Raw genomic sequence first — 24,193 nt, forward strand, 5'->3', positions numbered from 1 at the left:
CATATTATCGTGATAATATGGGAGTTTAATTTGTGGTCTTAGCGGTAACATATATTATGAAATCAATATCAATTATTGGTGCGGGCCATTTAGGAAGTGCCTTAGCCCGCGGTTTAATAAAAAAAGGGCTTTCACCAAAAACAATCCGGGTGAGTAACCGTAATCATCATAAATTAACACGCCTGGTTGATGAGTTAAGCGTTGTGCCTGAAGCATCGAATAGAGAAGCAGTAATGCATTCAGATGTTGTGATTTTAGCAGTCAAACCGCAGTATATTTATGAATTATGCCAAGAAATTGCTTCAGTAGTGCAACAAAAACGTCCGTTAATTATTTCCCTGGCTGCAGTAACGGAAATTGCACATCTTTGCCAGTGGCTTGGGATTGACGACTTGCCAATGATACGGGTGATGACCAATACACCTATGGAATTTTGTAGAGGGACTTCCGCATTATTTGCCAATCAGTTTGTCTCAGCTGCGGATAAAAAAATAGCCGAAACCCTATTTAACAATGTAGGCTCAGCCTTCTGGCTCGATAAGGAGCAACTACTTGATCCACTCACAGTAGCTATTGGTAGCGCCCCGGCATATGTGCTTTTGTTTATGGAAGCCATACAAAAAGCCGCAATAAGTCAAGGAGTTCCTGCGTCTGTAGCAAAACAAATCGCTTTTGATGTTACCGCAGGAACGGCAATGCTGGCAGAACATTCGCAACGTTCTTTCACAGAATTACGTGCGGGTGTGACTACACCGCAAGGCGTTACTGAACATTCGTTACAGCAATTATCAGTCGAGGATTTTTTTGCCTCGTTTCAACGTGTTTATCAAGCTGGAAATGAGCGTATTGGGCAAATCAAAAAAACAATATGAGGCACATTCAAGAGATCCTTCGTCGTAAACTCCACAAGGATGACAGGATTGTTCAGGATCTCTGTATTACACATTGCTATTAGATGGATAATATTTTTCTTTTAAATCTTCAGGTAAAGAAGATGTAGGAATATTATTATTATAAATTAAAAAAGCGCATTGATCTTTAAGTGAATAAAGTGTTTTTCGGAGAAATAAGCGATTAAATTTCATATTTTCAAGAAGAGGTAATTTTATTTCTTGCCCATCTTCATCTAATAACTTTAAAGAAACCAAATTAGGGAAAAGAGATGCCACCGCTTTAATTTCTTTCTCAGACAGTTTTTTAATCGTTTCATATTTACAACTAAAATGAGTTATAGATGGAAATATTCCTACGTATTTATCTTCGATTTCAAATTTCTCTCCAAAAGAATGACCTAATCCAAACTTAAAATGAGTGGCGTTACGATGCTTACGGTTCATCTTTATAAAATCGTCAGTTAATCCACCACACGTTATTCCAATAGTTTCTATTGTTCCATCCAAACTCTTATGATAACTGTGCCCATTACCTTCTTTTGTGTAGACTAATTTTTTCAATGCTTTGCTCTCAATTTTTTCTTTTTGTCCACATTTTAACAATTCTAAAAAAAAAGTAAATGGTATTTTTCCTGGATCAGTAGCACATGCTAATCTATTCACCTATCCCAAAGACGAAACAGGCCTAACCCAAGGATTTAGCTTCATTAATGAAGGAGGCAACTTGGCAATACTGCGTTTTGCATCCGTCATATTGCCATACTCACCAATAGTTAAGACATACCACACTACATGATTTTCAGTGTAATGCTTTAATTTAGCAGTGGTATACAAAAGCTTATTACTCTTCAAATAGCGTTGCATGTCTACTTTATCAGGGCTGGCTACTAACTGAATTGTGTATAATTTTTTATTATTTTGAGCTATTTTCTCTTTAATAATCTGCTTTTGGTGATACGATATAGAATGACGTTTTTGCCATTTTGCGTTTACCATGGTCTTGTATTGAGCAGATTTGGAAGCTTTGTCAGCAACCGCTACAACTTCAGACTTGACCGCCTTCATCAGCATGTCTAAATCTTGCTGTTTCGCTAAAGAATGATCCACTAACTCTCGTGTTGCCCCATCTTGCCAAGAAGCAATTTGACTTGATATTACTTCAGGAATCTTGTCAAGATTCACAATATTCCGAGCTTGGACTGCCGGCATTGTCACCTTTGTTGCGTGCGGCTCTTCATAATAAGATTTAACTAAAAACAGATAAACTAATCCAGATAAAACTGCACTTCCTACAGGTAAGCCTGCCTTTTTTACTACATCCAGAAGACTACTCTGTTTTTTATTATCCAAACCAAATACAAAAGATTCCAAACTATTATTAATTTTTGCCACATTGCCCTTGGTTAATTGATAAAACTGTTTAAGCTGGGCTTCAGTTAATGGCTTAGTAATCAAATGCGTGGCCATGGCACGTTGTAAGGTATAAGTTCTTGCTTCATGCTCAGTTAATGGCCCTACTTCCAATGTATGTACCAAATCATGAAAAAAAGAAGCAGATAAACCGTTTAACGCACCGACAATTGAATAATCCGAAATAAGGCATAAATGAAAGAAATTAAAATTTTCCTGATTTTTAATTGCTAACATCACTTCTTTAATAAAAACTTCTGGTACATGCTGCGCATCATCAATCAAAAGTAAAACATGAGAGCGACGTTCATTAATTTGTGCTACTAAAGAAGAAATGTCAGTCTCTGGATGATGCTTTAAATGGAATTGCGCAGCAATATCTTCAATAATTTGCTCACGATTGCAAGGCGCTCTCACCGTTATCGACAAAGCCTTAACTTGTGGGTCCAGATTTTCTTGGAGTAATGTAGCAAATGAAGACTTACCGCCTCGTTTTTCTGATAAAATAGTAATTAGTCCATTATTAAAAAGAATTAAATGATTAATGAAATCAATCTTAGACAGCCAAGATTCAGGCTTAAGCAATATTCTCGGCTGTATTGCAGCTGCTAAATCAGATTGAAACATTCCCTCATTCATTTTTACTCTCCTTCAACTGCAGCTATAAGTGCCTTATGTAAACGCTTTTCTGTTATTTGATCGTCAAGGTAGCAACAACCAAGTTCTTTTATCAGTACAAATCGTAAACAATTATTTTTAATTTTTTTATCCAGGCTCATCAACTCTCTTAATTTGTGCAAATTAATTGTTTCTGGAATTTTGTGTGGTAGCCCAGCATTTTGCAGCATTTGCTCGATTTGCGCCACCTGTTTTTTATTAATCAAGCCAATTTGCTCGGACAAGACTGAGGCGCAATATAATCCGATTGCCACTGCTTCACCATGCAACCAGTGTTGATAATGTGTATAAGCCTCTAAAGCATGCGCAAAAGTATGCCCCAGATTGAGTAAAGCGCGTTGGCCTTTTTCTTTTTCATCGCGTTCCACAAATTGCGCTTTTATCTGACAACATTGTGTAATTAAATAAGGTAATTGTGGGCTATTTGCTGTTAATCCTTTATTTAAGGATTGATGCAGTTCCTTTAAAAATTCACCGCCTGCCAACAAACCATATTTAATCATTTCGGCAATGCCGGCACGAAACTCGCGTTCAGGTAAAGTATCTAAGGTTGCTACATCAATAAAAACAGCATCAGGCTGATAAAAACTGCCAATGATGTTTTTTCCTTGAGCATGATTAATCGCAGTCTTGCCGCCAACAGAAGCATCAACTTGTGCTAATAAAGTCGTAGGAATTTGAATAAAACCAACACCACGTTGATAGGTTGCCGCAGCAAAACCTGCAAGATCCCCGATAACACCACCACCTAAAGCAATTATGGTTGTGTCTCTATGGTGTTTATATTGGATTAATGCATCGTAAATAGTAAACAAACTGTCTTGGTTTTTGTAATGCTCACCGTCTTTTAAAATAACGGCGTCACATTGAATACCTGAAAAAGTCGATTGAATTTTTTTTAAATACAAAGGAGCTATCGTCTGATTAGTAACAATAAGAACCTGTGGTGATTTCACTATGGCTTGGAGCAACTCCGGACAGCTCAAACCATGACGACAAATGGAGATCGAATAGTGATGCCCTGTGAAAGAAACATTCACTTGGCCATAAGTCTTAAAATTCGCCATAAATATATTTTATTATATTATTTGCCACTGCTTTGACCGTTAATTTATCAGTTTCAAAACTTACATCGGCTAACTCATCATAAAATGGCTCACGCTCATCTCTTAATGATTCCAATCGTCCTTCAAGATCATTGGTTTGCAGCAATGGACGCTTAGTATCACGCTTGGTTCTTTCAAATTGTTGCTGCAGAGAAGTTTTGAGATAAATGACCGTGCCTCTTCCTGCAAGTGCATTGCGGTTTTCTGGAGTAATTACTACGCCGCCACCAGTGGCTAAAACAATATTGTTTTTTTGAGTTAATTCATCAATAACTTTTTGTTCTCGACGTCGAAACCCTTCCTCACCCTCTATATCAAAAATCCATGATATGTCCGCTCCCGCGCGCTCTTCAATGACTTCATCAGAATCAAAGAATTCCAACTTGAGCTCTTTTGCCAAAGCACGACCAATTGTGCTTTTCCCAGCACCCATAGGCCCAATCAGAAAAATATTTCGTACTTTAACTATGCTCATTTTTAATTACATACCTCTTTTCTTCTGTAGCGCCATAAATTAAACAAGTTATTATAACAGCAAATTATATTTCGTGCAGTCATTAAACTAGTAACAGAGCATCTCCCAAACATTAATAGCGCTAATTGTCAAAACTCCATCCGATAAGTCTTCGCAGCTCTAAAATCCTAAAGAATATTTTACACAATTACCTTGCAAAAACCCATAAAATTATTTTTCTTTCCAAACTATTGGCTTGCCAAGTTTATCCTGCATTACTGCCTGATTAGTTTTTCGTCCCTCAACAGACGTAATTGCCAAAGAATTAGTTATTATTTTGGGTGTAATAAAAATCAGCACCTCATCATGAGTTAATGAGGTTTGCGTATTCCTAAAAAAATTTCCTACTATCGGGAGTTGCCCTAAAAATGGTACCCTAGTAATCGCTCTATTTGTATCTTGTTGATAAATTCCGCCAAGAACAATAGTTTGATTATTATTTACTAAAACGTTCGTTCGAATTTCTTTAGTAAGTATAGCAGGAACTCCATTAAATAATTGTGATGATGTAGTATCCTGGTTAATCTTTAACTCCATCAAGATTTTACTGTCTGGAGTAATCTGCGGTGTTACCCTTAAACTTAATACAGCCTTTTTAAATGATACAGCGGTAGCACCACTGGAGGTAGATTCTTGATAAGGAATTTCTTGTCCTGAATCAATGACTGCAGGTTGCTGGTTTGTCGTAATCAAGCGAGGGCTAGATATTAACTCGGCCCGTCCTTCACTTTCCAACGCAGACAATTCCAAATCAAGCAATATACTATCACTCAACTTGGCCATAGCAATACCTACCGAAGCCGGAGTCATTCCTGTTATAGGAGTAGCAATCAAATCCAGATTTAAACGTTGGGTGTAGGAGTTCGCATTTGCTTGTGAAGCATCTTGCTCCATTTGGTTAGTGCCCACCAATGTACCACTTAAATGTGAGGGCTTAGAAATGCCCCAGCGAATGCCTAAATCACGAGCAAAATCTTTAGTCACTTCAACAATACGAGCTTCAATTAAAACCTGTTTTACTGGTACATCCAGTTGTTTGATTAACTTGCGCATCTCTTCTATTTTCGTATTGCTGTCTTGGATCCAAATCATATTCGTGCGCGTATCAACACTAATTTTCCCCTTTTCGGATAGGAGGGAATTTTTTCGGTCTTTAACCAATAGAGCGATATCAGATGCTTTAGCATAATTAATTTGTAATAATTCTGAGCGTGTAGACTCTAAGTGTTGTATGAGTTGTTGGCTTTTCAGTTGCTGCTCTTTTATTTTGTCTAAGGACTCTTTCGTATCAATTAGCATGACATTAGCTGTTTGGCGTTTATCTAAGCCATGAGTAGTAAGAATAATGTCTAAGGCCTGATCCCAAGGAATATTATTTAATCTAAGAGTAATATTCCCTTGTACTTTATCGCTTACCACAATATTGATATGAGTGAAATCTGCTAATAATTGCAAAACAGCACGAACGCTGATGTTCTGAAAGTTTAAAGAAATTCGTTTTCCAGTGAACATTTTTAAATCACCGCTTTTTCCATTGACAGTAAAACTGATACTCATACTAATGAGGATGAAAAATGTAAATATTTTAAGCATTATAACTCCTACTTCTCGACATACAGTTTAAGAGTGCTGATATGCCTTTCCCACTTTCCTGAAGAACTTTTAATTGTTTCATCCAGCTTAATCAGGTTATTTTTAATCAGAATAATTCGACCATAATTTTGCCCCACATAATCACCAACATGTATATGGGTAATTTGGTTGTCAGGTTGTTTTATTAACCCCCACATTTCATTATCTTGCGTCAACGTTCCCACAAATTTTAAGGTATCGAGAGGATAGGCTTCTAAAATTTGTTTCATTCTATGTGGATCAAACGTGTAAGAATCTACCATTTTTCTTTGACTACTTATTTTAAATGGACTTCGTCTATTTTCACGATTAGGAAATTTAAACTCTGGCACAGGAGCAAAAGTAGGAATTGGAGCTATAAAGCGTGTCTTTCGTTGTTTGATTTGCTGGATATAACGCTGTAGATCACTATCATCAGAACAAGAAGCTGATAATATAACAAACAAAATGAATAGAATTTTATTTTTATAACTCATTTTAAGGAAGATATCGATATATTTTGGCAGTGATCTTCATCACTAATTCATCCTCTGAAACTACTTTATGCTGTTTAGAGGACTCCCTTTCAACACAAAACTCATGCACTGTGACAATATGGGTCATTTCAGCTACTCGGCTTAAAAACTCTGCTAGCTGAAAATAATTGCCTACCACTGATATCTTTATAGGCAACTCAACATAAAAGTCATGAGCTATTTCAGGTTGTGGTGCAAATAATTCAAAGCGTAATCCTGAAGCAACACCGATCTTGGAGATTTCTTCCAGTAAGCCAGGTATCTCATTCTTTGCTGCTAGCTGTTTGAGCATGACAGCAAAACGCTCCGTCATAATTGCCAATTGCTGACGATATTCTGCTAAATTAACTACTTGGCGCTGCTTATTCTCAAACTCATTTTTTAAAGTAATTTCCTGTACCTTTAAACGATCGTATTTCGCAACATGATGAGACACAATCAGCCAATATCCAAGCATGCTAATGAATAGACTCATACCGAAAAGAATACTGGCCTTAACTGGCAAAGGCCATTGTCCAACATTATCCACGGTTAATTCATGTAAGTTAATCTTTACCATTAGACGTTTTCAACTGAATGTTTGGATTCAAGAATAAACATTAATTTAAACTCATTATCTTCACGCTGATTTTTATCATTTCGCTTTTTAATTTCATTAAGTATCGGATTACGAATCCAGTCACTCTTTTCTATATTTTTCATTTCTTGTAATACAAAAGTATTTGACTGGGAAAATCCTGTTAAAGTGATCTGATTATTTTTACCTTCAATATGGGTCAAATAAATTCCCGCAGGCGTGACTTTAATTAACTCATCCAATAAATGCACTATCAGTACGCGCATGGATTGCAAATTGCGAACAATGGATATACGCGAAATCAGGATACCTCTGACTTTTTCCAAATGTTTAATTTCTTTGATTTGCGCATCATAAATCATAATTTCCTGTCGCAACATTTGATTACGAGTAATCTGATTACTGACTAAATCGCTGGTGTAGCAATTAACTAAAAACACAATTGCACCTACTGTAGTTACACAAGCAAGCAACAGAATAATAAATATTTTCTTTTCTTGCGTGCGTTTTTGTTCACGCCAAGGGAGCAGATTAATCTGGGTCATGACGTTATTCAATGCTCCTTAAGGCCAAACCACAAGCAACTATAAATGATGGTGCGTCTTTATTTAGAGAATCCCAATGAACCATTTTTCCATGAGTCATATGCACAAAAGGATTAGCCACAGAAGTGACAATTTCTAATTGTTCTTGAATCACGTCAACTAAACCGGGAAGTTGCGCTAAGCCTCCAGCTAATAAAATATGATCTATATTCTCTTCTTGACTAACGGAATAAAAGAAATGCAAGGTACGTTTTATCTGTAATAAAATATTTTCTTTGAATGGCTCTAAAACAGCAGACTCATAATCAATAAGTAAAGCGACCTGTTCTTGAGTAGCCAAAGCCTGGGCAAAGGTTAGCTTATAATGTTCAGCAATGGCTTCAATCAACTGGGTACCGCCAAATTTCTCATCCCGAGAGTAGATTAATTTCATGCCATGCAAAACAAATAAATGGGTATAGGTTGCACCAATATCGATAATAGCAATGGTTTTATTTTGTCCTAATTCAGGTAAATCTTTGGCCAATTGCAAGGCTACTCGCTCTACCGCATAAGACTCTACATCAACTACCAGAACATCCATACCTGCACGAATAACAGCCTCAACACGATTATTAACATTCTCTGCTCGTGAGGCCACGATAAGTACATCAAGCATGGAGGGATTTTTTTCTGAATACCCGAGAATTTCAAAATCAAGATTAATCTCATCAATTGAATAAGGAATGTATTTATCCACCTCAATGGCAACTAGCTCCTCCATCTCCACATCATTAAGGCCATCACTAATTTGAACGACCTTGCTGATTACCCCCGCATCTGGAACAGCTAAGGCAACCTGTTTACAACGTGTATGCAGACGGTCCATTAATTTTTTAATGCAGGAGGCTACCGCGTCAATATCTTTAATAATATTTCCATCAAGCATGTGAGGGGGTAAGGCTTCGCGCCCATAATTTTCAACGCAAAGACGTTCGCCATCACTGGAAATTTCTAATATTTTGACAGTCGTTGATGTTATATCTATACCTAGAATTGAATGATGCTTAGGTTGAAACAATCTAAGTACGTTTTTTATTCCTTTAAATGGTCCTTTCATCCCAAAAACTCCGCGAGGGCTGGGAGCTTAATATTAACGTAAGTTCTTATAAATTTGAAATGTTTTTTATATTTTAATAAGTTAAATCCCCATTACCAGCTTCTCATAGAACGTCTTGAACTCCAACAAAACATTTAATATAGTGAAAAATCAGTTTGTAATGGAATTTCACATTTGTGCTTTTAAATACGGAGATTGGCTTATGATCCAAACAATAGAAACATTCATTAATTCTTTAGCAGCAATCATTGTTCGTTATCATGACAGTCAAAAAGAAGTGGTACTTATTAATCCTACGAAAGATGAAATACAAAATATTAACCATGCAATTGCTCTATTAAAGAAAAATAACTATGAGACGGAACTTGAACGAATAATAAGAGAATGTACAAAAAAATACTCTGAACGCTATGAATTTTTAACGTTTATAAGAGATGAAATTATCTTTCTAAGATCGCAACTTAACAGAGAAACTCCATTTAATAATCAGGAATTTGAAGAATTTAGAAAAAAAATTACGATGCTTTTTGAAGATTTTATACTCTTATCAAAGATCAATAAGTTGCAAACCCATAATGTTCGTGTTAATCGATTAGACAATAAGCCATTAGATATAATTGCACTAAGAGGCTTCAAAAAAAGTTCTGAAGTTTGGAATGCTTATGGGCTTTTAAATAGTACTTTATGTACATCAGTTTTATGTACATCAGGAGAATGTGTTGAAGAAGAATTGATGAAAAGATTTGAATGTCAGTTCAAATCTTTAGATAAAATTGAAGAACAAGTGATGAGAATTTGTGAGCGATACCAAAACTCCTTACTCAATGCCAAAATAAAAGAGCTCCAGGCTCAACTTGATCTGGAAAAAGTTAATCACGAAAAGATAATTAAAAAACAAGAAGTGACTCATTCAGAATTAAAAGAAACTCAAATCTTAATTGAGAAATTAAATGCAACCTTGTCAGAGGCAAATAAAACAATTACCGCTAAAGATGTAGAAATCAATTCATTGCAAGCGAACCAAGTAGCGACTAAAGAGCTACTAGACAAAGAAGCAGATAAAATTACTAAGTTACAGACAAAAGAAAATACACTATCTATAGAGTTATCAGAAGCGAACAAAACAATTTCCACCAAAGATATAGAAATCAATTCATTGCAAGCGAGTCAAGTAGCGACTAAAGGGCTACTAGACAAAGCAGCAGATAAAATTACTGAGTTACAGACAAAAGAAAATACACTATCTATAGAGTTATCAGAAGCGAACAAAACAATTTCCGCTAAAGATATAGAAATCAATTCATTGAAAGCGAGTCTAGTAGCGACTAAAGAGCTACTAGACAAAGCAGCAGATAAAATTACTGAGTTACAAACAAAAGAAAATACACTATCTATAGAGTTATCGGAAGCGAACAAAACAATTTCCACCAAAGATATAGAAATCAATTCATTGAAAGCGAATCAAGTAGCGACTAAAGAGCTACTCGACAAAGAAGCAGATAAAATTACTGAGTTACAGACAAAAGAAAATACACTATCTATAGAGTTGTCAGAAGCGAATGGAACAATTACCACACTAAAACAACAATTAAACGCGAGCGAGATAAAGATTCAAGAACTACAATATAAAGAAATAAGCAATACTATTCAAACAAAGACAGAGGTTACTAATTCTTTGCAAAGACAAATACAAGCCATTCCTCCAATTCTTGTACCCAACAAGCGTATTCATGTAACATTAGCTCCTTTTATCAGAGAAACAATATTTGGGTCTTCGTTATCTCATTCCACAGTTTTACCTCCTTCGCCTTCTTCTCCAATGTTGCATTCAGGCTTATCTAGCAATGAGGGAAATAATTAAACCATCTAGCGTTTCATTGAATAGTTCACTAAAAAACCTTGATGAAACGCTTTCTAAATTGCTAAATACCCTACTTCAAGAGAGAGTCGCTGACTTTTTCGTACAAAACTCGCAATCTTATAAGGAATCACTGTATAATAGACACCAAATTAAATTTATATTTACATTGGTTCTATGAAAACACTGACATACTTCTGGCGCAAGGGTCTATGGGCACTAATGAGCCTGTTGTTCCTTTTATTGGGAGCAGGTAGTTTTTTATACCTCTATCTTGAAAGCCAGTTACCTAATGTAGACTCATTAAAAACAGTACAATTACAAGTACCACTACAAATTTTTAGTAAAGAAGGTTTACTGATTCAAGAATACGGTGAAAAAAAGCGTATTCCCGTAACCTATGATGAAATCCCACAAACGTTGATTCATGCATTGGTAGCTACTGAAGATCAACGTTTTTTTGAGCACCCTGGTGTTGATGTCATGGGACTTGGCCGTGCTGCAGTGCGCATGGTAAAAACTGGAACTAAGTCCCAAGGAGGCAGTACCATCACAATGCAGGTCGCTCGTAACTTTTTCTTGACTCGTAAAAAAACCTTTTTACGCAAATTCAATGAAATCATGCTGGCAATTAAAATTGACCGCGAACTCAGCAAAGAAAAGATTCTTGAATTATATCTTAATCGTATTTATCTAGGTAACCGTGCCTATGGTGTTGGTGCCGCAGCCATGGTCTATTATGGTAAATCACTAAAAGAATTGAACCTGGCAGAATTAGCCATGCTCGCAGGGCTTCCCCAAGCACCTTCAACACAAAACCCTATAGCTAACCCTCTGGCTGCGAAAAAACGCCGAGATCATGTACTTGAGCGTCTGCTTGAAGAGCATTACATCAATGAAGAGCAATACCAAAAGGCGATCCATCAGCCAATTACCGCTAAATATCATGGCACAGACATCAAAGTCAGTGCACCTTATGTTGCTGAAATGATTCGCCAATCTTTATATGATAACTTTGGCCCAGATGCTTACACTAAAGGATATAAAGTTTACACCACAATTAATGGTAACATGCAAAATACTGCCGATGAAGTTGTTGAGAAAAATTTAATTGCTTATGATCATCGTCATGGTTATCGCGGTCCAATCGCCACAATTGGTATCAAAGACAGTAAATCACTGACCATTATCCATAAAAACCTGGAAAAATATCCCGAGCTCAATCATTTGCTCCCTGCCGCAATTACTGAAGTTCATGATAAAGCGGCAACTGCTGTGTTACAAAATGGTCATTCAGTCATTATTCCATGGACTGGATTATCCTGGGCAAGACCGGCACTTAAAAATGGCTGGGTTGGTAAAGCACCTGCTAAAGCCAGTCAAGTCGTTGCTGTAGGTGACATTGTTTATGTCCATGCCATCAAAGAGCATTGGGAATTAGCACAAATACCTGAAGCAGAATCAGCAATGGTTGCTTTAAATCCCAAAAACGGTGCTATTGAAGTATTAGTAGGTGGTTTTAACTTCCAAAAAAGTAAATTCAACCGTGCAACTCAATCAAGCAGACAACCAGGCTCAAGTTTTAAGCCATTTGTTTATGCAGCAGCATTAAACCAAGGTTACAGCTTAGCAACATTGATTAACGATGCTCCCATTGTGGTTGATGATCCAAGCCAGCCTAATTTATGGCGTCCTCATAATGTAAATTTAAAATTCAATGGCCCTACTCGCTTAAAACAAGCTTTAGTACAATCTAAAAATTTAGTTTCCATTCGTATATTGGATGATATTGGTATTAATTACACCATTGATTTCCTCACTCGATTCGGATTTAATAAAAAACTACTTCCAAAAGGTTTATCACTTGCTTTAGGGAGCTTGTCTATTAGCCCGATGGATTTGACCGTTGCTTATGCAGTATTTGCAAATGGCGGCTATAAAGTAGAACCTTTTTTAATTGATCGCATTACCGATAAAGATGGAAAAATTCTATTACAAGCGAAGCCAACTATTGCTTGCAATAATTGCGATGCCAATGTAGACCATTCCACTCTAGCACCACGAGTTCTACCTGAGGATATTACCTATTTAATGACTACAGCATTAAAAGACGTGATTCAGCATGGAACCGCAAAAGCAGCCCGCATCTTAAATCGTCAAGACATTGCAGGTAAAACCGGTACCACAAACGATCAAGTAGATGCTTGGTTTGCAGGATTTAACTCTGACCTGGTAGTCACTACCTGGATAGGTTTTGATAATCCTAAATCATTACATGAATATGCAGCAAACCTTGCTCTGCCATTGTGGATTGATTTCATGAAAAATACACTTAAAGGTAAGCCTGAAAGTGAGATGAAACAACCAGAAAATGTTGTTGCTGTACGCATTGACCCAAGCAGTGGTTTATTAGCTAAACCAAACCAAGAAAATGGGATTATAGAATACTTCCGTGAGAAAGAAGTGCCTGCGGAAGAAGATCCCACTCCTGTTTACAATGCCAGTAATGATCAAGGCCAAATACCTATGGATGAAGAGAGCTTATTTTAGCTTTAGCTTATTTCAATTAATGCTTATCTACTAGGAGCAGTAAACTGACCTAAAATACGTATTGTCTTTTTAACCTCTGCAAAAGCTGCATGCAATGGATTTATAACTAAATTAAATTCCTCTGGAACCATTACTGAAGGAATAGCCATTGCCAGATATTCGTTCGAATCATAAAAATTTTTCGCAGCAAAATCACGATTCGAATTTGGTGAAGGTGTATTTTTCCATTCTTTAGGCAAATCAGAGACAATATATTTAATGATCAATTCATCGGGAATTTCAACCGAAAACTTATAATAGCTAAAACCAGATACGGAAAGTCCATTATGCGATAACCATTCTAATGTACAAAGAGATATTGATTGGGAGCAATATACAGCTTTTGTTCCTTTGTCATTCCACCTACCTGCAACGTATAATCCACCCTCACCTGAGAATACGACTTCGATTTGTTGGTTTTGAACTCCTCTAAACCAAATAGACATTAGCTATAGATCCCATATTTAATTTGTAATAATGCCTGCTCTACAAGACGATGCCCGGCTTCTGTATCCAATAAATCCATTGGAATTTGCTCTCCTAATGAAGGAATTTTTTTATAAAGCCACCCCTTAGCTTCTTGGCTTCCTAAAATTTCCTCTGCCTTTTTTACAACAGAAATTAATCTTAAAAATTTTTCTGTAGAACCTGAATCGAGTAATTTATGGTCTTTTTTCTTTGCAAAATAGGTAGAAGTCGTAATTTTTAATCGACTAAGAACATCCTTAACTACAAAGGATTGATCATTTAAAAAATTCTCAATCAACTCAGGATTAATGCCTTTTCTTATTATTTCTATTTCTTTAATAGGATCTTTAAAATAGTTCATTAGCTTATTTGTACTAGATAACATAACCGTTCTCCTTTTAAAATATTATAGGTCTAAATTAGTACTCATTCAATTCCAAATTAATAATATAAAGATAGATTGGAGAGTTAAATTAACGTAGTTCGGGATAAGAGCAATCGTTATTATTCGATCAAGTCCTCTCTCCACCGCGTAAAATATGTGAAGAGAGGGAATCATATATGCCGCGTCAGCGACATTTTACGTTATCTAATCACTCAGCCGAATCAAGCAAATATTTCCGTTTTTTGCTATTCTTTTTTACAACAAGACCTGATATTAGTCCAATAAATTATTTATGAAGGAAACTAGACAAGGAAGGTCATTATGAAAGATATATGGACATACAACACTAAAAAAAACGGTTTATTATCAAATGGCATTGAGGACGTCGTTAGTGGGCCAGGAGGTATTATTTATGCGGCCACAGATAAAGGGAGCTCTTCATCGAAGGATTCAGGTGGCACATGGCAGCCTGAAGTAGAAGGAGCCATTGCAGATAATGGTGAAATAGATATTTGTATCAATCAGCGCTCAGGCGTACTTTTGTTTACCTATATGGACAATCGTGGCCTTGGAGTAAAATCCAAGAATGCAGAAAATCCTAATCCTTATTACATCACGCAAGAAAAAGATGGTATTTATTCCAATAAGGTTAATTCGGTTCAAATTAATGAAAGTATTTCATCGGATGATCCACTTAGCGCTGTTTATATAACTCATTATAGTGGTACTCTGTTTGGAGGCGAAGTTGACGATAGGACTATCTCCAGATATAACGTACAAAGCAAAAAATGGGAAATCCTCCAACCACCAGAATTTGCTGGTGTGGTTCAATCGATCAATACAATCAAATTCTATAACGAAACGATTTATGTTTGCGCAGAAGGAGCGCTTGCCATCTCGAAGGATGGAACAACTTGGAATGTTATGACCGGCTTTAACGTAAGTTCGCGGTCTTTTAAAGAATTTGGGCTCGGATCGGAGATTATTAGTGATGTTCTTGATTTTTATATCGATCCTACAGACACTTGGTATTTAGCGTGCACTTACGAGGTGCCTAATAACATTGGTGAATCTTATGTTTTAATATCTACGAATCATGGAACGACATGGGATTATATACTTCATTCTGATGCTGTAGGCTTTACGCGTATCGAAGCATTAAATAATGACTTATTTGTCTGCAGTGGGAAAGCGTTGCGCGTTTTTGATAAGAAGAAAATGTCGTTACGTCTTTTTGATAGTAGTAATGGTCTTAACCTTAATTACGAGGATGAAGCGCTTGATGGGCCGGATAAATTCCTTGTTCAGCAAGATAAGGTTTATATTCCAACGAATAATGGAATAGCAATTGCCAACATGGCCGATGTTGCACAGTACCCAAGAATATGGGATTACGCTACAACAGAAGATGGTTTAACTAGCAATACGGTCTTATGTCTTAGCGCGGGACGTTCAGCCTCGGGTTCGGCGGTCGTATTGGCTGGAGGAGATAAAGGTTTGATGGGAAGTGTGGATGGAGGAGCGAGTTGGAAGAGAATTGATGCCGTAAGGAATACTGATTTAAAGGGACAACAAATCAATGACATTCAAACTTCATGGATGATAAATGAGGATTATTATGCCCTAGCTACAGAACAAATAGGGATTGTAATTTGCAGTAATCCTGTTACCAGCGCTGCTCCGAATGAGCTGGTATGGCATTTAACGACACAGGATGGTTTGGCCAGTAACCAAGTACAATGTGTGTACGTTGAATTGGGCAATAAGCAAATAAATGGCTGTTTGGGTCATAATGCAGTTTATGATGTTTGGTATGATCCAACCACTAGCGAGCTTTATGGACTCTTTTCCGAAGGGACCAACAGTATGATCTTGCTCATGAAGTCTATTGATAATGGTAAAACATGGTTTCTGGTAATCCCTTCTATGCGGGCTCTAGATATTGCTGTCGTAGGATGTAATCCTAAGCTCTTTTCCGTGAATAGACGGCTCTTTATTGCAACCAATAATGTTCTAAATATCTGTGATTTGGAATTAAAAGAACTAGGATATGCTTATTGGGCGGATGGTTTACAGGGAAACAATACAGGGGCTATTTCTGTTGATAAAAATGGGCAAATCTATGCGGGTACAAATGGATTAGGGGCGGCTCTATCTAACGTGGCATATATTCCGCTGTATGATTATTATGGCTAAGATTTGTTGACCCGAACAAGGTGTCAATTAAGTATTGTAACATATAGTGGGCCCCTCCGGACCCACTGCCATTAAATTAAGCAATTTTTTTGTAGGTTGGGCCTTGGCCCAACATTGAAGCTGGTATCATCATAACCTATTGTTGGGCCAAGGCCCAACCTACGATTTTCCTTAACTTAATGACAGAGAGAAAGAGGAAATAGCCTTAAGTTGACGCCATTGTGTGAACAGTTACCGTCATTGGGTAGAGAGTTGCAAATAGAAACCCTACCTAAGTTCACAATGATAATAGTTTCTTTTTCTTATGGAGTAAATTTTCCTTTATTTTCATAGTCTGACGAGGAAAGTTGTTCTTTAACTTGCACTACACTATCTCTAAAAGTGTCATTTTCGTCATGTGCTTTAATTTTAAATAAACCCTCTGCAGTTTGACGTGTTAAAACAGGCATTACCCCGATAGTAGCAAGCCCTGAGAGAATTCCATTGATAAGAATTGTCGCAAGCTCTGCAATCCGTGCAATAAATCGTTTTGTCCAGGGAGCTTTATTGTTTTGGATAATCTCCAAATTATTTAATGCCCTGCCATTCTCTTTTGTCTCAAGGATTTTATAATAAGTTTCTATTTTCTTCTGATTTGGTTCTGAGCTATCTAATGCCGTCAAAAGTTGGCCAATAATTGTATGTATGTCTAGATTTTTTTTCGATAAATTATTTTGGTATTCTTGAGTTATCAAACGAAGTTGTGTGATTATTGGTTCATACACCTCTGATTTTACTTCAGTTTGATTCTTAAAGAAATAATCGCGTACTTCCGCGTTGATTGGTTGTTCTTTATACAATTCTGGAGTTAAAGCACATTGTTTATTAAATTCAGTACCAATATTTTCTGCAACGTACGTTGATGCGTTTGCACCCCCGTGCCCATCATAAACTCCGATCAAAAAAGCCGCCTTTGTGTCTTTAGTGATCGTTTGAATTGCAACGGTAACGTTGTCACGCGAACGACCAGATTTTATTACTTGATCTACCAGAAATCTTGCTATTTCTGTTTCAGATTTCTTGTTATTTGATTTTACAATCTCTTCTAGATTTGCATATAAAAAGTCTTCATGTCCTTTTTTGGTTTGTTTTTCTGCACCATCAGTAAAGCCATCACAAGTTACAATAATCTGTATCTTCCCAATATCATCGCGATGAATGTTAACATGATCGGCAAGCTTATCAATGTTAGTAATATCAATTGTTGCTTCTGAGCAAATGCCAAACTTTTTAAGAGACTTATCACCAATAGCTCGTGACACCGCAAGAATGCCATTTACTCTGCTGAAATAAACATAACCACCTACACTGTTAATTCTCTTTTCTTCCTCTGGATCCGTTGGTTTATGAGTGACAGAATTTAACCTAACTACACCCAAAACTTTATCCTCTTTATCATAAATTGCGGCAAAAGATGCAGCATCTGCTAAAATTGCTGTAATAAAATTTCCTTTTCCATCATATACTGTCGTAACTGCTGTGGTTCCATCATCATAATCATTTTTTAAAACGTGCTCATCCAAAGCTTGATAAGTTGCCGATAACTGTTTGCCAATATCTTCCGGACTTAAGGAATCTAATTGTTCCAAAGTTTCCCATGCTAAAGTATCTTCTTGAGAGGAGCGCGGACCCTGCGTCTCAAAATAACCAAATGGCTGCTCTGAATGCTGAAACTCTACATTTTGAGCTTGTTCCTCACTATATTTCCCAGGATGCGAAATAACTTTTGGCATAACTAAATGCTCCATTGTATTAAATTATTTGCAATAGTATCACTAAAAAAACATGATGTCCATTAACTGAACTATTTCGCCACCCTGTCTATTAGAATTATCGACCAGCTAACGCAATTGCTGCGGGAACGTATTCATAATTTAAATCACGTGCAACAGCCTCAAAAGTAATTTTACCTTGATGTACGTTCAAACCATTTAATAAATGTGGATCATTTAATAATGCCAATTTGATGCCTTTGGTCACGATACTTAACACAAAAGGTAATGTGGCATTGTTTAATGCAAAAGTTGATGTTCTAGGAACGGCACCTGGCATGTTTGCAACGCAATAATGGACTACATTATCAACTACGTAAGTTGGCTCTTGATGCGTGGTAGCATGGCTGGTTTCAAAGCATCCGCCTTGATCAATAGCAACATCCACTAATACTGAGCCAGGACGCATTGACTTTAACATGGAGCGTGTTACCAGTTTAGGGGCAGCAGCTCCTGGAACAAGTACTGCACCAATAACTAAATCAGCTCTGGAAACGTATTTCTCAATCGCATCCGCAGTAGAATAAACCGTATTAATCTTTGAACCAAATTGAAAATCCAATTCATTTAAACGTTGTAAGGAACGGTCAAGGACAGTCACTCGTGCTCCCATGCCCATAGCCATACGTACGGAGTTTGTTCCTACCACACCACCACCAACAACTACTACATTAGCAGCTGCAACGCCAGGGACACCTCCTAATAAAATACCACTTCCACCTTGAGCTACCTCAAGGCAATGGGCTCCAGCTTGAATTGCCATGCGTCCAGCAACTTGTGACATAGGGGCTAATAAAGGTAAACCACCATCATCTTGAGTTACTGTTTCATAAGCAATCGCAGTAACCCCTGATTCTTTCAGCATACGTGCTTGATGTGGATCTGGAGCTAAATGTAAATAGGTAAATAAAGTTTGACCTTCACGAAGGCGTTTGCATTCAATAGGTTGAGGCTCTTTTACTTTAACGATTAAATCAGCTTTGGCAAATACTTCATCAGCACTATCAACTACTTCTGCGCCAGCATGACTGTAATCATCATCAGAAATGCCTATTCCTAATCCAGCACCCTTTTCTACAATCACCGTACTACCAACTCTAGTAATTTCGCGAATACTTGAAGGTACCAATCCAACACGATACTCCTGGGGCTTAATTTCTTTTGGAACGCCTACTAACATACCTACTCCCTATAACGTTTGTATAACGATCAACAATTATCTCTCTTCGCCGAGAAATAATTCGCTGGAATACTATCTGTTTTTTAATTGCTCTATCAATTGTGGTACAATTTCAAACAAATCGCCAACTAATCCATAATCAGCAATTTGAAAAATAGGAGCATCTTCATCTTTATTAATAGCAACGATGACTTTGGAGTCTTTCATCCCAGCCAAATGCTGTATTGCTCCTGAAATACCTACCGCAATATATAGCGTAGGTGCAACAACTTTTCCAGTTTGACCTACTTGATAATCATTGGACACAAATCCTGCATCAACCGCTGCACGCGAAGCTCCTACTGCAGCACCAAGAACATCTGCCAGCTCTTCAATTAATTTAAATTTCTCTGCACTTTGCAAGCCGCGCCCACCAGAAACTACAATTTTGGCATTGCCTAAGTCAGGGCGCTCTGATTTACTCAGCTCATGTTTTACAAAATGCGTTGCTTTGGCCGTAAATTCTTTATCCAATGATTCAATAACACAAGCAGCCTGTGTTAAAGTGACTGCATCAAAGGCAGTCGTTCTAACAGTTATTACTTTAATTGGATCCAAAGAACGAACCGTTTCAATCGCATTGCCAGCATAAATTGGATGCTCAAAAGTATTACTATCAATAACTTTGCTAACATCAGAAATTTGGGCAACATCCAACAAAGCGGCTACACGTGGCATTAAATTTTTGCCAAAAGTACTCGAAGCAACAAGCAATGCATTAAATGATTTAGCAACAGAAAGCACTAAATCACTCATTTGCTCTGCGACTGGATTTTCATAACAAGGTTTATCGGCATATAAAACGTGATCTACACCAGAAAGTACAGCTACCTCATCAGCAACTGCTCTGCATTGATGGCCAACAACAAGCAAAGTAATGGGCTGCTCTAATTGTATTGCTGCTGCTAAAACATGGCGTGTTGCTGGGTGCATGGTTTGATTATTATGTTCAACAAGTACTAAAGTGCTCATGTGTGTCTCCTTATGAAAGCACTTTGGCTTCATGCTGTAATTTATATAATAATTCGAGCACTGATTTCACTTTGATCCCTGCGCTACGAACAGTAGGTGCTCTTGTGTTTAGAATTTCAATATGTTTTTTCAGCAATAATCCCATATTTTCTAAATCAATAATGACTAAGTCTTTGCGTTTTGCTTTCATAATATTGGGAAGACTTGCATATCGGGGTTCATTTAAACGCAAGTCAGTACTTACCACTGCAGGTAATTGCACTTTTAAAGTTTCTAAACCCCCATCAATTTCACGAGTCACCTCAAGATATTCTGCTGTAACATCTATTTTTGAGGCATATGTAGCTTGTGGCCAATTAAGTAAAGTAGCAAGCATTTGTGGTGTTTGATTATTATCACCATCAATTGACTGCTTCCCCATTAAAACTAATGAGGGTTTTTCGTCATCAACAATCTTTTTTAATACTTTAGCAACATTAAGACTTTCTAAAGAATCGCTGGTTCGGACAAGAATGGCTCTATCAGCACCTAAAGCTAAAGCATGACGTAAGGTTTCTTGAGCATTATCAGCTCCTATGCTAACTACAACTACTTCGGTAGCCCAATTTTTTTCACGTAATCGCAATGCTTCTTCAACAGCGATTTCGTCAAAAGGATTCATGGACATTTTAATATTCTTTGTTTCAATTCCGGTATTATCCGACTTGATCCTAATTTTTACATAAGGATCAATTACAAGCTTCACTGCAACGAGAATTTTCATACTTCCTCACGGGATAACCAAAACAAAAGCATCTTGCCAGAGATTTGGGACTTAATTCAAGTAGATGACACCTCAAATCAATGCAGTTGGCGATTGATTGCTTGATATGCTATCTATTATTATACTATCTGACTCCTCTTTCGACATAAAATCTGACGCTTGTTGTAAATACTTAAGAAAACGTTCTGCAATATCTGTAATGATAACTATTTAAGGCTATGAAACAACACAACCTTTTTTATCAAAGCATTTATTTTTTCTAAGGTACTGAATAAAAAAGCCCACTGCCAATACGCTCACATAAAAACCAGTCATCACATCACTTACATAATGATAATAAAGCAGTATTCGTGACGATGCGATAAGAAGAGCAACTGTAAAAATGGCATAAAAATATCGCGAAAATAATACTCCCAGACCTGCTGCCAAACTTACTACAGTAATTGTATGACCTGAAGGAAATGACCAAAAATCACTTTTTAGTTTAAACCAATAAAAACCAAACTCATTACTTATAAACAATAACTCTGGACGGGCACGACCAAAAACAATCTTTAGCACAAGGCAAACCAGGTTAGCAACTAAAATACATCCTAATAAAAACCAGGAACGCCCTTCATAGAGCGGATTCACCTGTATGTAACGAAAATATAATCCAGAAGCCACAAATAGAACAACATAGGCTATCCATTTGCCAAAAACAGTTAAAACATTTAATGCAGCAACGTCCGTACGCAAATCCAATTGATAAAAATAAGCCGCTACTGTTTTATCAATAAAAATATAGGTAAAAACTACTAAAATTGCATAAAGACCAATTACCCATGGTTTTTTCATAAAATATACTATCTTTTCAAATTGCGTCATCAACATATTTCCTTTATTTATTAATTCAGTGTTTATCACAGTTTTTTGTACTTCTCAAAAAAGTTCCGTATCCTCCTTAATAACCGAAGAGCATTTAAGATTAGTCTCACGCAAATACCAGGGTATGGTAATCACTATGGTACGTTCGTCTCGCTCAAAAAAAATTAAGGTACGTAGTCCCGCTGCATGAACATTATGCAATAAATACTCATACCATCGCGGTTCGATCAATTCGGGTATAATAAGCGCAATCAAACGATCTGTCCTTTCTTTTTTGACTTTTCTGATGTATTTCAGCACTGGCCTATAAATTCGCCGATAAGGTGACTTAATAATTTCCAATTGCGGTATCGCTGCCTTTGCCTTTTTAGCTGGCGCTTCAATCCTATCTTTCCAGAGTTTTTGTAATCGCTCCACATCTGCTGTACCTGTATCAATATAAATTACCCTGATTTCTTCTGAGAGCAACATGCCAAATTGTAATGCCTTTTCCGCGATACGATCTAAGCCATGAATGGGAATAACTACTACTGGAGATTTTAATTTAGGTGGATATAATAATTTGAATGGCACTTCCACTTCGTTAGCAACAATTAAATAATGACGACGAATACGGCTCATTAATAATGCCAAGCTCGGTGCGATTAATACAATAATCCATGCTCCTTCCACAAATTTAGTGACAATAATAATGACTAAAGCAATAGCAGTAACCGCTGCACCTATGGCATTCATCATCAACTTTATATGAGCCCCCTGCTCATTTTTACGCCGCCACCAATGCACAATCATCCCTGTTTGGGAAAGAAGAAAAGCACTAAAAGCACCTACAGCGAATAAGGGAATTAACTTACTGGTAATCCCTTTAAACACGACCAATAATGTTGCAGAAAATAGTGCTAACAGAATAATCCCTATAGAATAAACTAATCGCCTACCGCGCTCTGCAAAAAAATGCGGTAGATAATTATCCTCGGCAAGTAAACGACAAACGCGTGGAAAATCAGCAAAGCTCGTTTGTGCTGAATAAGCAAGAATAATGAAAATACTGGCAATGGAAATATAATAAAAAATCCCTTTTCCTGTCACTGCAGCAACAAGTTGCGATAAGATGGTTTGATAACCTGGCTGCATCTCATCCATAGCAGCAATATGATAAGCTGGGCATAGATACCCAATTAATAATAAAAAGATCGCTAAAGTACCTACAATAATGGTCAATGTCATTTGCGCATTAGGAACACGAGGATGACGGAAGATAGGCACAGCATTACTGACTGCTTCAACCCCAGTCATTGCCGTTAAACCATTGGCAAAAGCAGCTAAAAATAACCAAATGCCCATACTTTCTTGAGCAGCAGGTAAAACAGGAGGTGAGACTACAGATTGTGGATGACCGCTACTAAGCAAAACTTTTACCACACCAATTAAAAGTGCAATTGCTATACATAATATGAAAATAACCGTTGGAATAATAAAAACCACTCCTGATTCACGAATACCACGTAAATTCACCAGGGTTAACATAAACAAAACAAGCAAACACAACATTAAAGTATGGCTTTGCAGTGCAGGCATGGCTGAGACAATAGCACCCACTCCAGCAGATATACCTACTGCAACATTCAACAAATAATCCAGTATCAGAGAAATTGCTGCCCACAAACCGTATTTTTGTCCCAGATTATCACTGGCAACAATATACGCTCCGCCTCCATCAGGATAAGCAGCAGCTGTTTGTCGGTAAGAAAAATAAAGAGACATCAAAACAATTACTACCATAATAGCGATAGGAAATGCATAGCTTAACCCCGCTACTCCAAGTGGTAATAAAATGGTTAGGGCCGCTTCGGGACCGTATGCTGTAGACGCCAGAGCATCCAAGCCTAATGCTGGTACTCCAGTCATCACTGAAAGCTCTTGTTTTTTTGTTGCTCTTAAGGCCAAAGGCTTTCCCAAAATTGTATTAAGTAAAGACATTCCTTATCACCTCTTTTTTATCAATCCGCTGGTTTCTACAAAATACTTTTATTAAACGCTTTAATGACTTGTTATTACAAGTCACTATTCGCTAAAATCAACATACATTTATCGAT

General features: G+C 37.1%; 20 protein-coding genes and 1 pseudogene. 4 read left to right on the plus strand and 17 right to left on the minus strand.

Annotated elements, in window-relative coordinates; translation table 11 throughout:
- Positions 1 to 56 precede the first annotated feature (56 nt).
- Positions 57 to 872, plus strand: coding sequence for a pyrroline-5-carboxylate reductase (gene proC, locus QM652_RS02200; protein ID WP_415072517.1), 816 nt, complete (start codon positions 57 to 59; stop codon positions 870 to 872).
- A gap of 66 nt (positions 873 to 938) precedes the next feature.
- Here the strand turns inward: proC and QM652_RS02205 are convergent, their stop codons facing one another.
- The 9 genes and pseudogenes from QM652_RS02205 to pilM all read right to left on the minus strand — a co-directional run bounded on the left by QM652_RS02205 (position 939) and on the right by pilM (position 8,969).
- Positions 939 to 1,556 (minus strand): hypothetical protein, encoded by a 618-nt coding sequence (locus QM652_RS02205; RefSeq protein WP_415072518.1) that lies wholly within the window; start codon positions 1,554 to 1,556, stop codon positions 939 to 941.
- Positions 1,557 to 2,942, minus strand: coding sequence for an AAA family ATPase (locus tag QM652_RS02210; RefSeq protein ID WP_415072519.1), 1,386 nt, complete (start codon positions 2,940 to 2,942; stop codon positions 1,557 to 1,559).
- Between the two features lie 2 nt (positions 2,943 to 2,944).
- On the minus strand, positions 2,945 to 4,048 hold the full coding sequence (aroB, locus tag QM652_RS02215; RefSeq protein WP_415072520.1) for a 3-dehydroquinate synthase: 1,104 nt from the start codon (positions 4,046 to 4,048) through the stop codon (positions 2,945 to 2,947).
- Positions 4,035 to 4,562 carry a shikimate kinase AroK gene (aroK, locus tag QM652_RS02220; RefSeq protein WP_415072521.1) on the minus strand — a complete coding sequence of 176 codons (528 nt, stop codon included), beginning with the start codon at positions 4,560 to 4,562 and terminating at the stop codon, positions 4,035 to 4,037. Before aroK ends, aroB begins: the two co-directional genes overlap by 14 nt.
- A 210-nt stretch (positions 4,563 to 4,772) precedes the next feature.
- Positions 4,773 to 6,116 (minus strand): annotated as a pseudogene (locus tag QM652_RS02225) (type IV pilus secretin PilQ); the annotation flags it as partial.
- 86 nt (positions 6,117 to 6,202) lie between these two features.
- On the minus strand, positions 6,203 to 6,709 hold the full coding sequence (locus QM652_RS02230; protein WP_415072522.1) for a pilus assembly protein PilP: 507 nt from the start codon (positions 6,707 to 6,709) through the stop codon (positions 6,203 to 6,205).
- A 1-nt stretch (position 6,710) separates the two neighbouring features.
- Positions 6,711 to 7,307 carry a type 4a pilus biogenesis protein PilO gene (locus QM652_RS02235; protein ID WP_415072523.1) on the minus strand — a complete coding sequence of 199 codons (597 nt, stop codon included), beginning with the start codon at positions 7,305 to 7,307 and terminating at the stop codon, positions 6,711 to 6,713.
- Entirely contained in the window at positions 7,307 to 7,870 is a 564-nt protein-coding gene (locus QM652_RS02240; RefSeq protein WP_415072524.1) for a PilN domain-containing protein, read from the minus strand. Before QM652_RS02240 ends, QM652_RS02235 begins: the two co-directional genes overlap by 1 nt.
- A gap of 4 nt (positions 7,871 to 7,874) precedes the next feature.
- Entirely contained in the window at positions 7,875 to 8,969 is a 1,095-nt protein-coding gene (gene pilM / locus QM652_RS02245; RefSeq protein ID WP_415072525.1) for a type IV pilus assembly protein PilM, read from the minus strand.
- Between the two features lie 202 nt (positions 8,970 to 9,171).
- On the opposite strand from pilM, the gene QM652_RS02250 reads away from it, so the two are divergent.
- Both QM652_RS02250 and QM652_RS02255 read left to right on the plus strand, forming a co-directional pair.
- On the plus strand, positions 9,172 to 10,830 hold the full coding sequence (locus QM652_RS02250; protein WP_415072526.1) for a hypothetical protein: 1,659 nt from the start codon (positions 9,172 to 9,174) through the stop codon (positions 10,828 to 10,830).
- A gap of 174 nt (positions 10,831 to 11,004) precedes the next feature.
- The gene (locus QM652_RS02255) at positions 11,005 to 13,377 is read left to right on the plus strand and encodes a penicillin-binding protein 1A (RefSeq protein WP_415072527.1); all 2,373 of its coding nucleotides are present in this window, start codon (positions 11,005 to 11,007) and stop codon (positions 13,375 to 13,377) included.
- A gap of 23 nt (positions 13,378 to 13,400) precedes the next feature.
- On the opposite strand, the gene QM652_RS02260 is transcribed toward QM652_RS02255, so the two are convergent.
- Positions 13,401 to 13,862, minus strand: coding sequence for an RES family NAD+ phosphorylase (locus QM652_RS02260; RefSeq protein ID WP_415072528.1), 462 nt, complete (start codon positions 13,860 to 13,862; stop codon positions 13,401 to 13,403).
- Positions 13,862 to 14,269: an antitoxin Xre/MbcA/ParS toxin-binding domain-containing protein gene (locus QM652_RS02265; RefSeq protein WP_415072529.1), complete on the minus strand. Its 408-nt coding sequence runs from the start codon at positions 14,267 to 14,269 to the stop codon at positions 13,862 to 13,864. The genes QM652_RS02260 and QM652_RS02265 overlap by 1 nt, the downstream gene beginning before the upstream one ends.
- Before the next feature lie 321 nt (positions 14,270 to 14,590).
- Between QM652_RS02265 and QM652_RS02270 the strand changes: the two genes are divergently transcribed.
- Positions 14,591 to 16,465 (plus strand): hypothetical protein, encoded by a 1,875-nt coding sequence (locus QM652_RS02270; RefSeq protein WP_415072530.1) that lies wholly within the window; start codon positions 14,591 to 14,593, stop codon positions 16,463 to 16,465.
- 302 nt (positions 16,466 to 16,767) lie between these two features.
- Here QM652_RS02270 and QM652_RS02275 read toward each other — a convergent pair whose 3' ends face one another.
- The 6 genes from QM652_RS02275 to QM652_RS02300 all read right to left on the minus strand — a co-directional run bounded on the left by QM652_RS02275 (position 16,768) and on the right by QM652_RS02300 (position 24,077).
- The gene (locus QM652_RS02275; protein ID WP_415072531.1) at positions 16,768 to 18,237 is read right to left on the minus strand and encodes a PP2C family serine/threonine-protein phosphatase; all 1,470 of its coding nucleotides are present in this window, start codon (positions 18,235 to 18,237) and stop codon (positions 16,768 to 16,770) included.
- A 97-nt stretch (positions 18,238 to 18,334) separates the two neighbouring features.
- A complete protein-coding gene (gene ald, locus QM652_RS02280) occupies positions 18,335 to 19,456 on the minus strand; it encodes an alanine dehydrogenase (RefSeq protein WP_415072532.1) in 1,122 nt (373 codons plus the stop codon).
- A 72-nt stretch (positions 19,457 to 19,528) separates the two neighbouring features.
- Positions 19,529 to 20,467, minus strand: a complete 939-nt coding sequence (locus QM652_RS02285) for an electron transfer flavoprotein subunit alpha/FixB family protein (protein ID WP_415072533.1) — start codon at positions 20,465 to 20,467, stop codon at positions 19,529 to 19,531.
- Positions 20,468 to 20,477: 10 nt separating this feature from the next.
- Positions 20,478 to 21,230 (minus strand): electron transfer flavoprotein subunit beta/FixA family protein, encoded by a 753-nt coding sequence (locus QM652_RS02290; protein ID WP_415072534.1) that lies wholly within the window; start codon positions 21,228 to 21,230, stop codon positions 20,478 to 20,480.
- Between the two features lie 216 nt (positions 21,231 to 21,446).
- Positions 21,447 to 22,097, minus strand: coding sequence for a phosphatase PAP2 family protein (locus tag QM652_RS02295; RefSeq protein ID WP_415072535.1), 651 nt, complete (start codon positions 22,095 to 22,097; stop codon positions 21,447 to 21,449).
- 54 nt (positions 22,098 to 22,151) lie between these two features.
- A complete protein-coding gene (locus QM652_RS02300) occupies positions 22,152 to 24,077 on the minus strand; it encodes an APC family permease (protein WP_415072536.1) in 1,926 nt (641 codons plus the stop codon).
- Positions 24,078 to 24,193 lie beyond the last annotated feature (116 nt).

The sequence above is a fragment of the Legionella sp. genome (assembly GCF_047605385.1).
Lineage (GTDB): Bacteria > Pseudomonadota > Gammaproteobacteria > Legionellales > Legionellaceae > Legionella.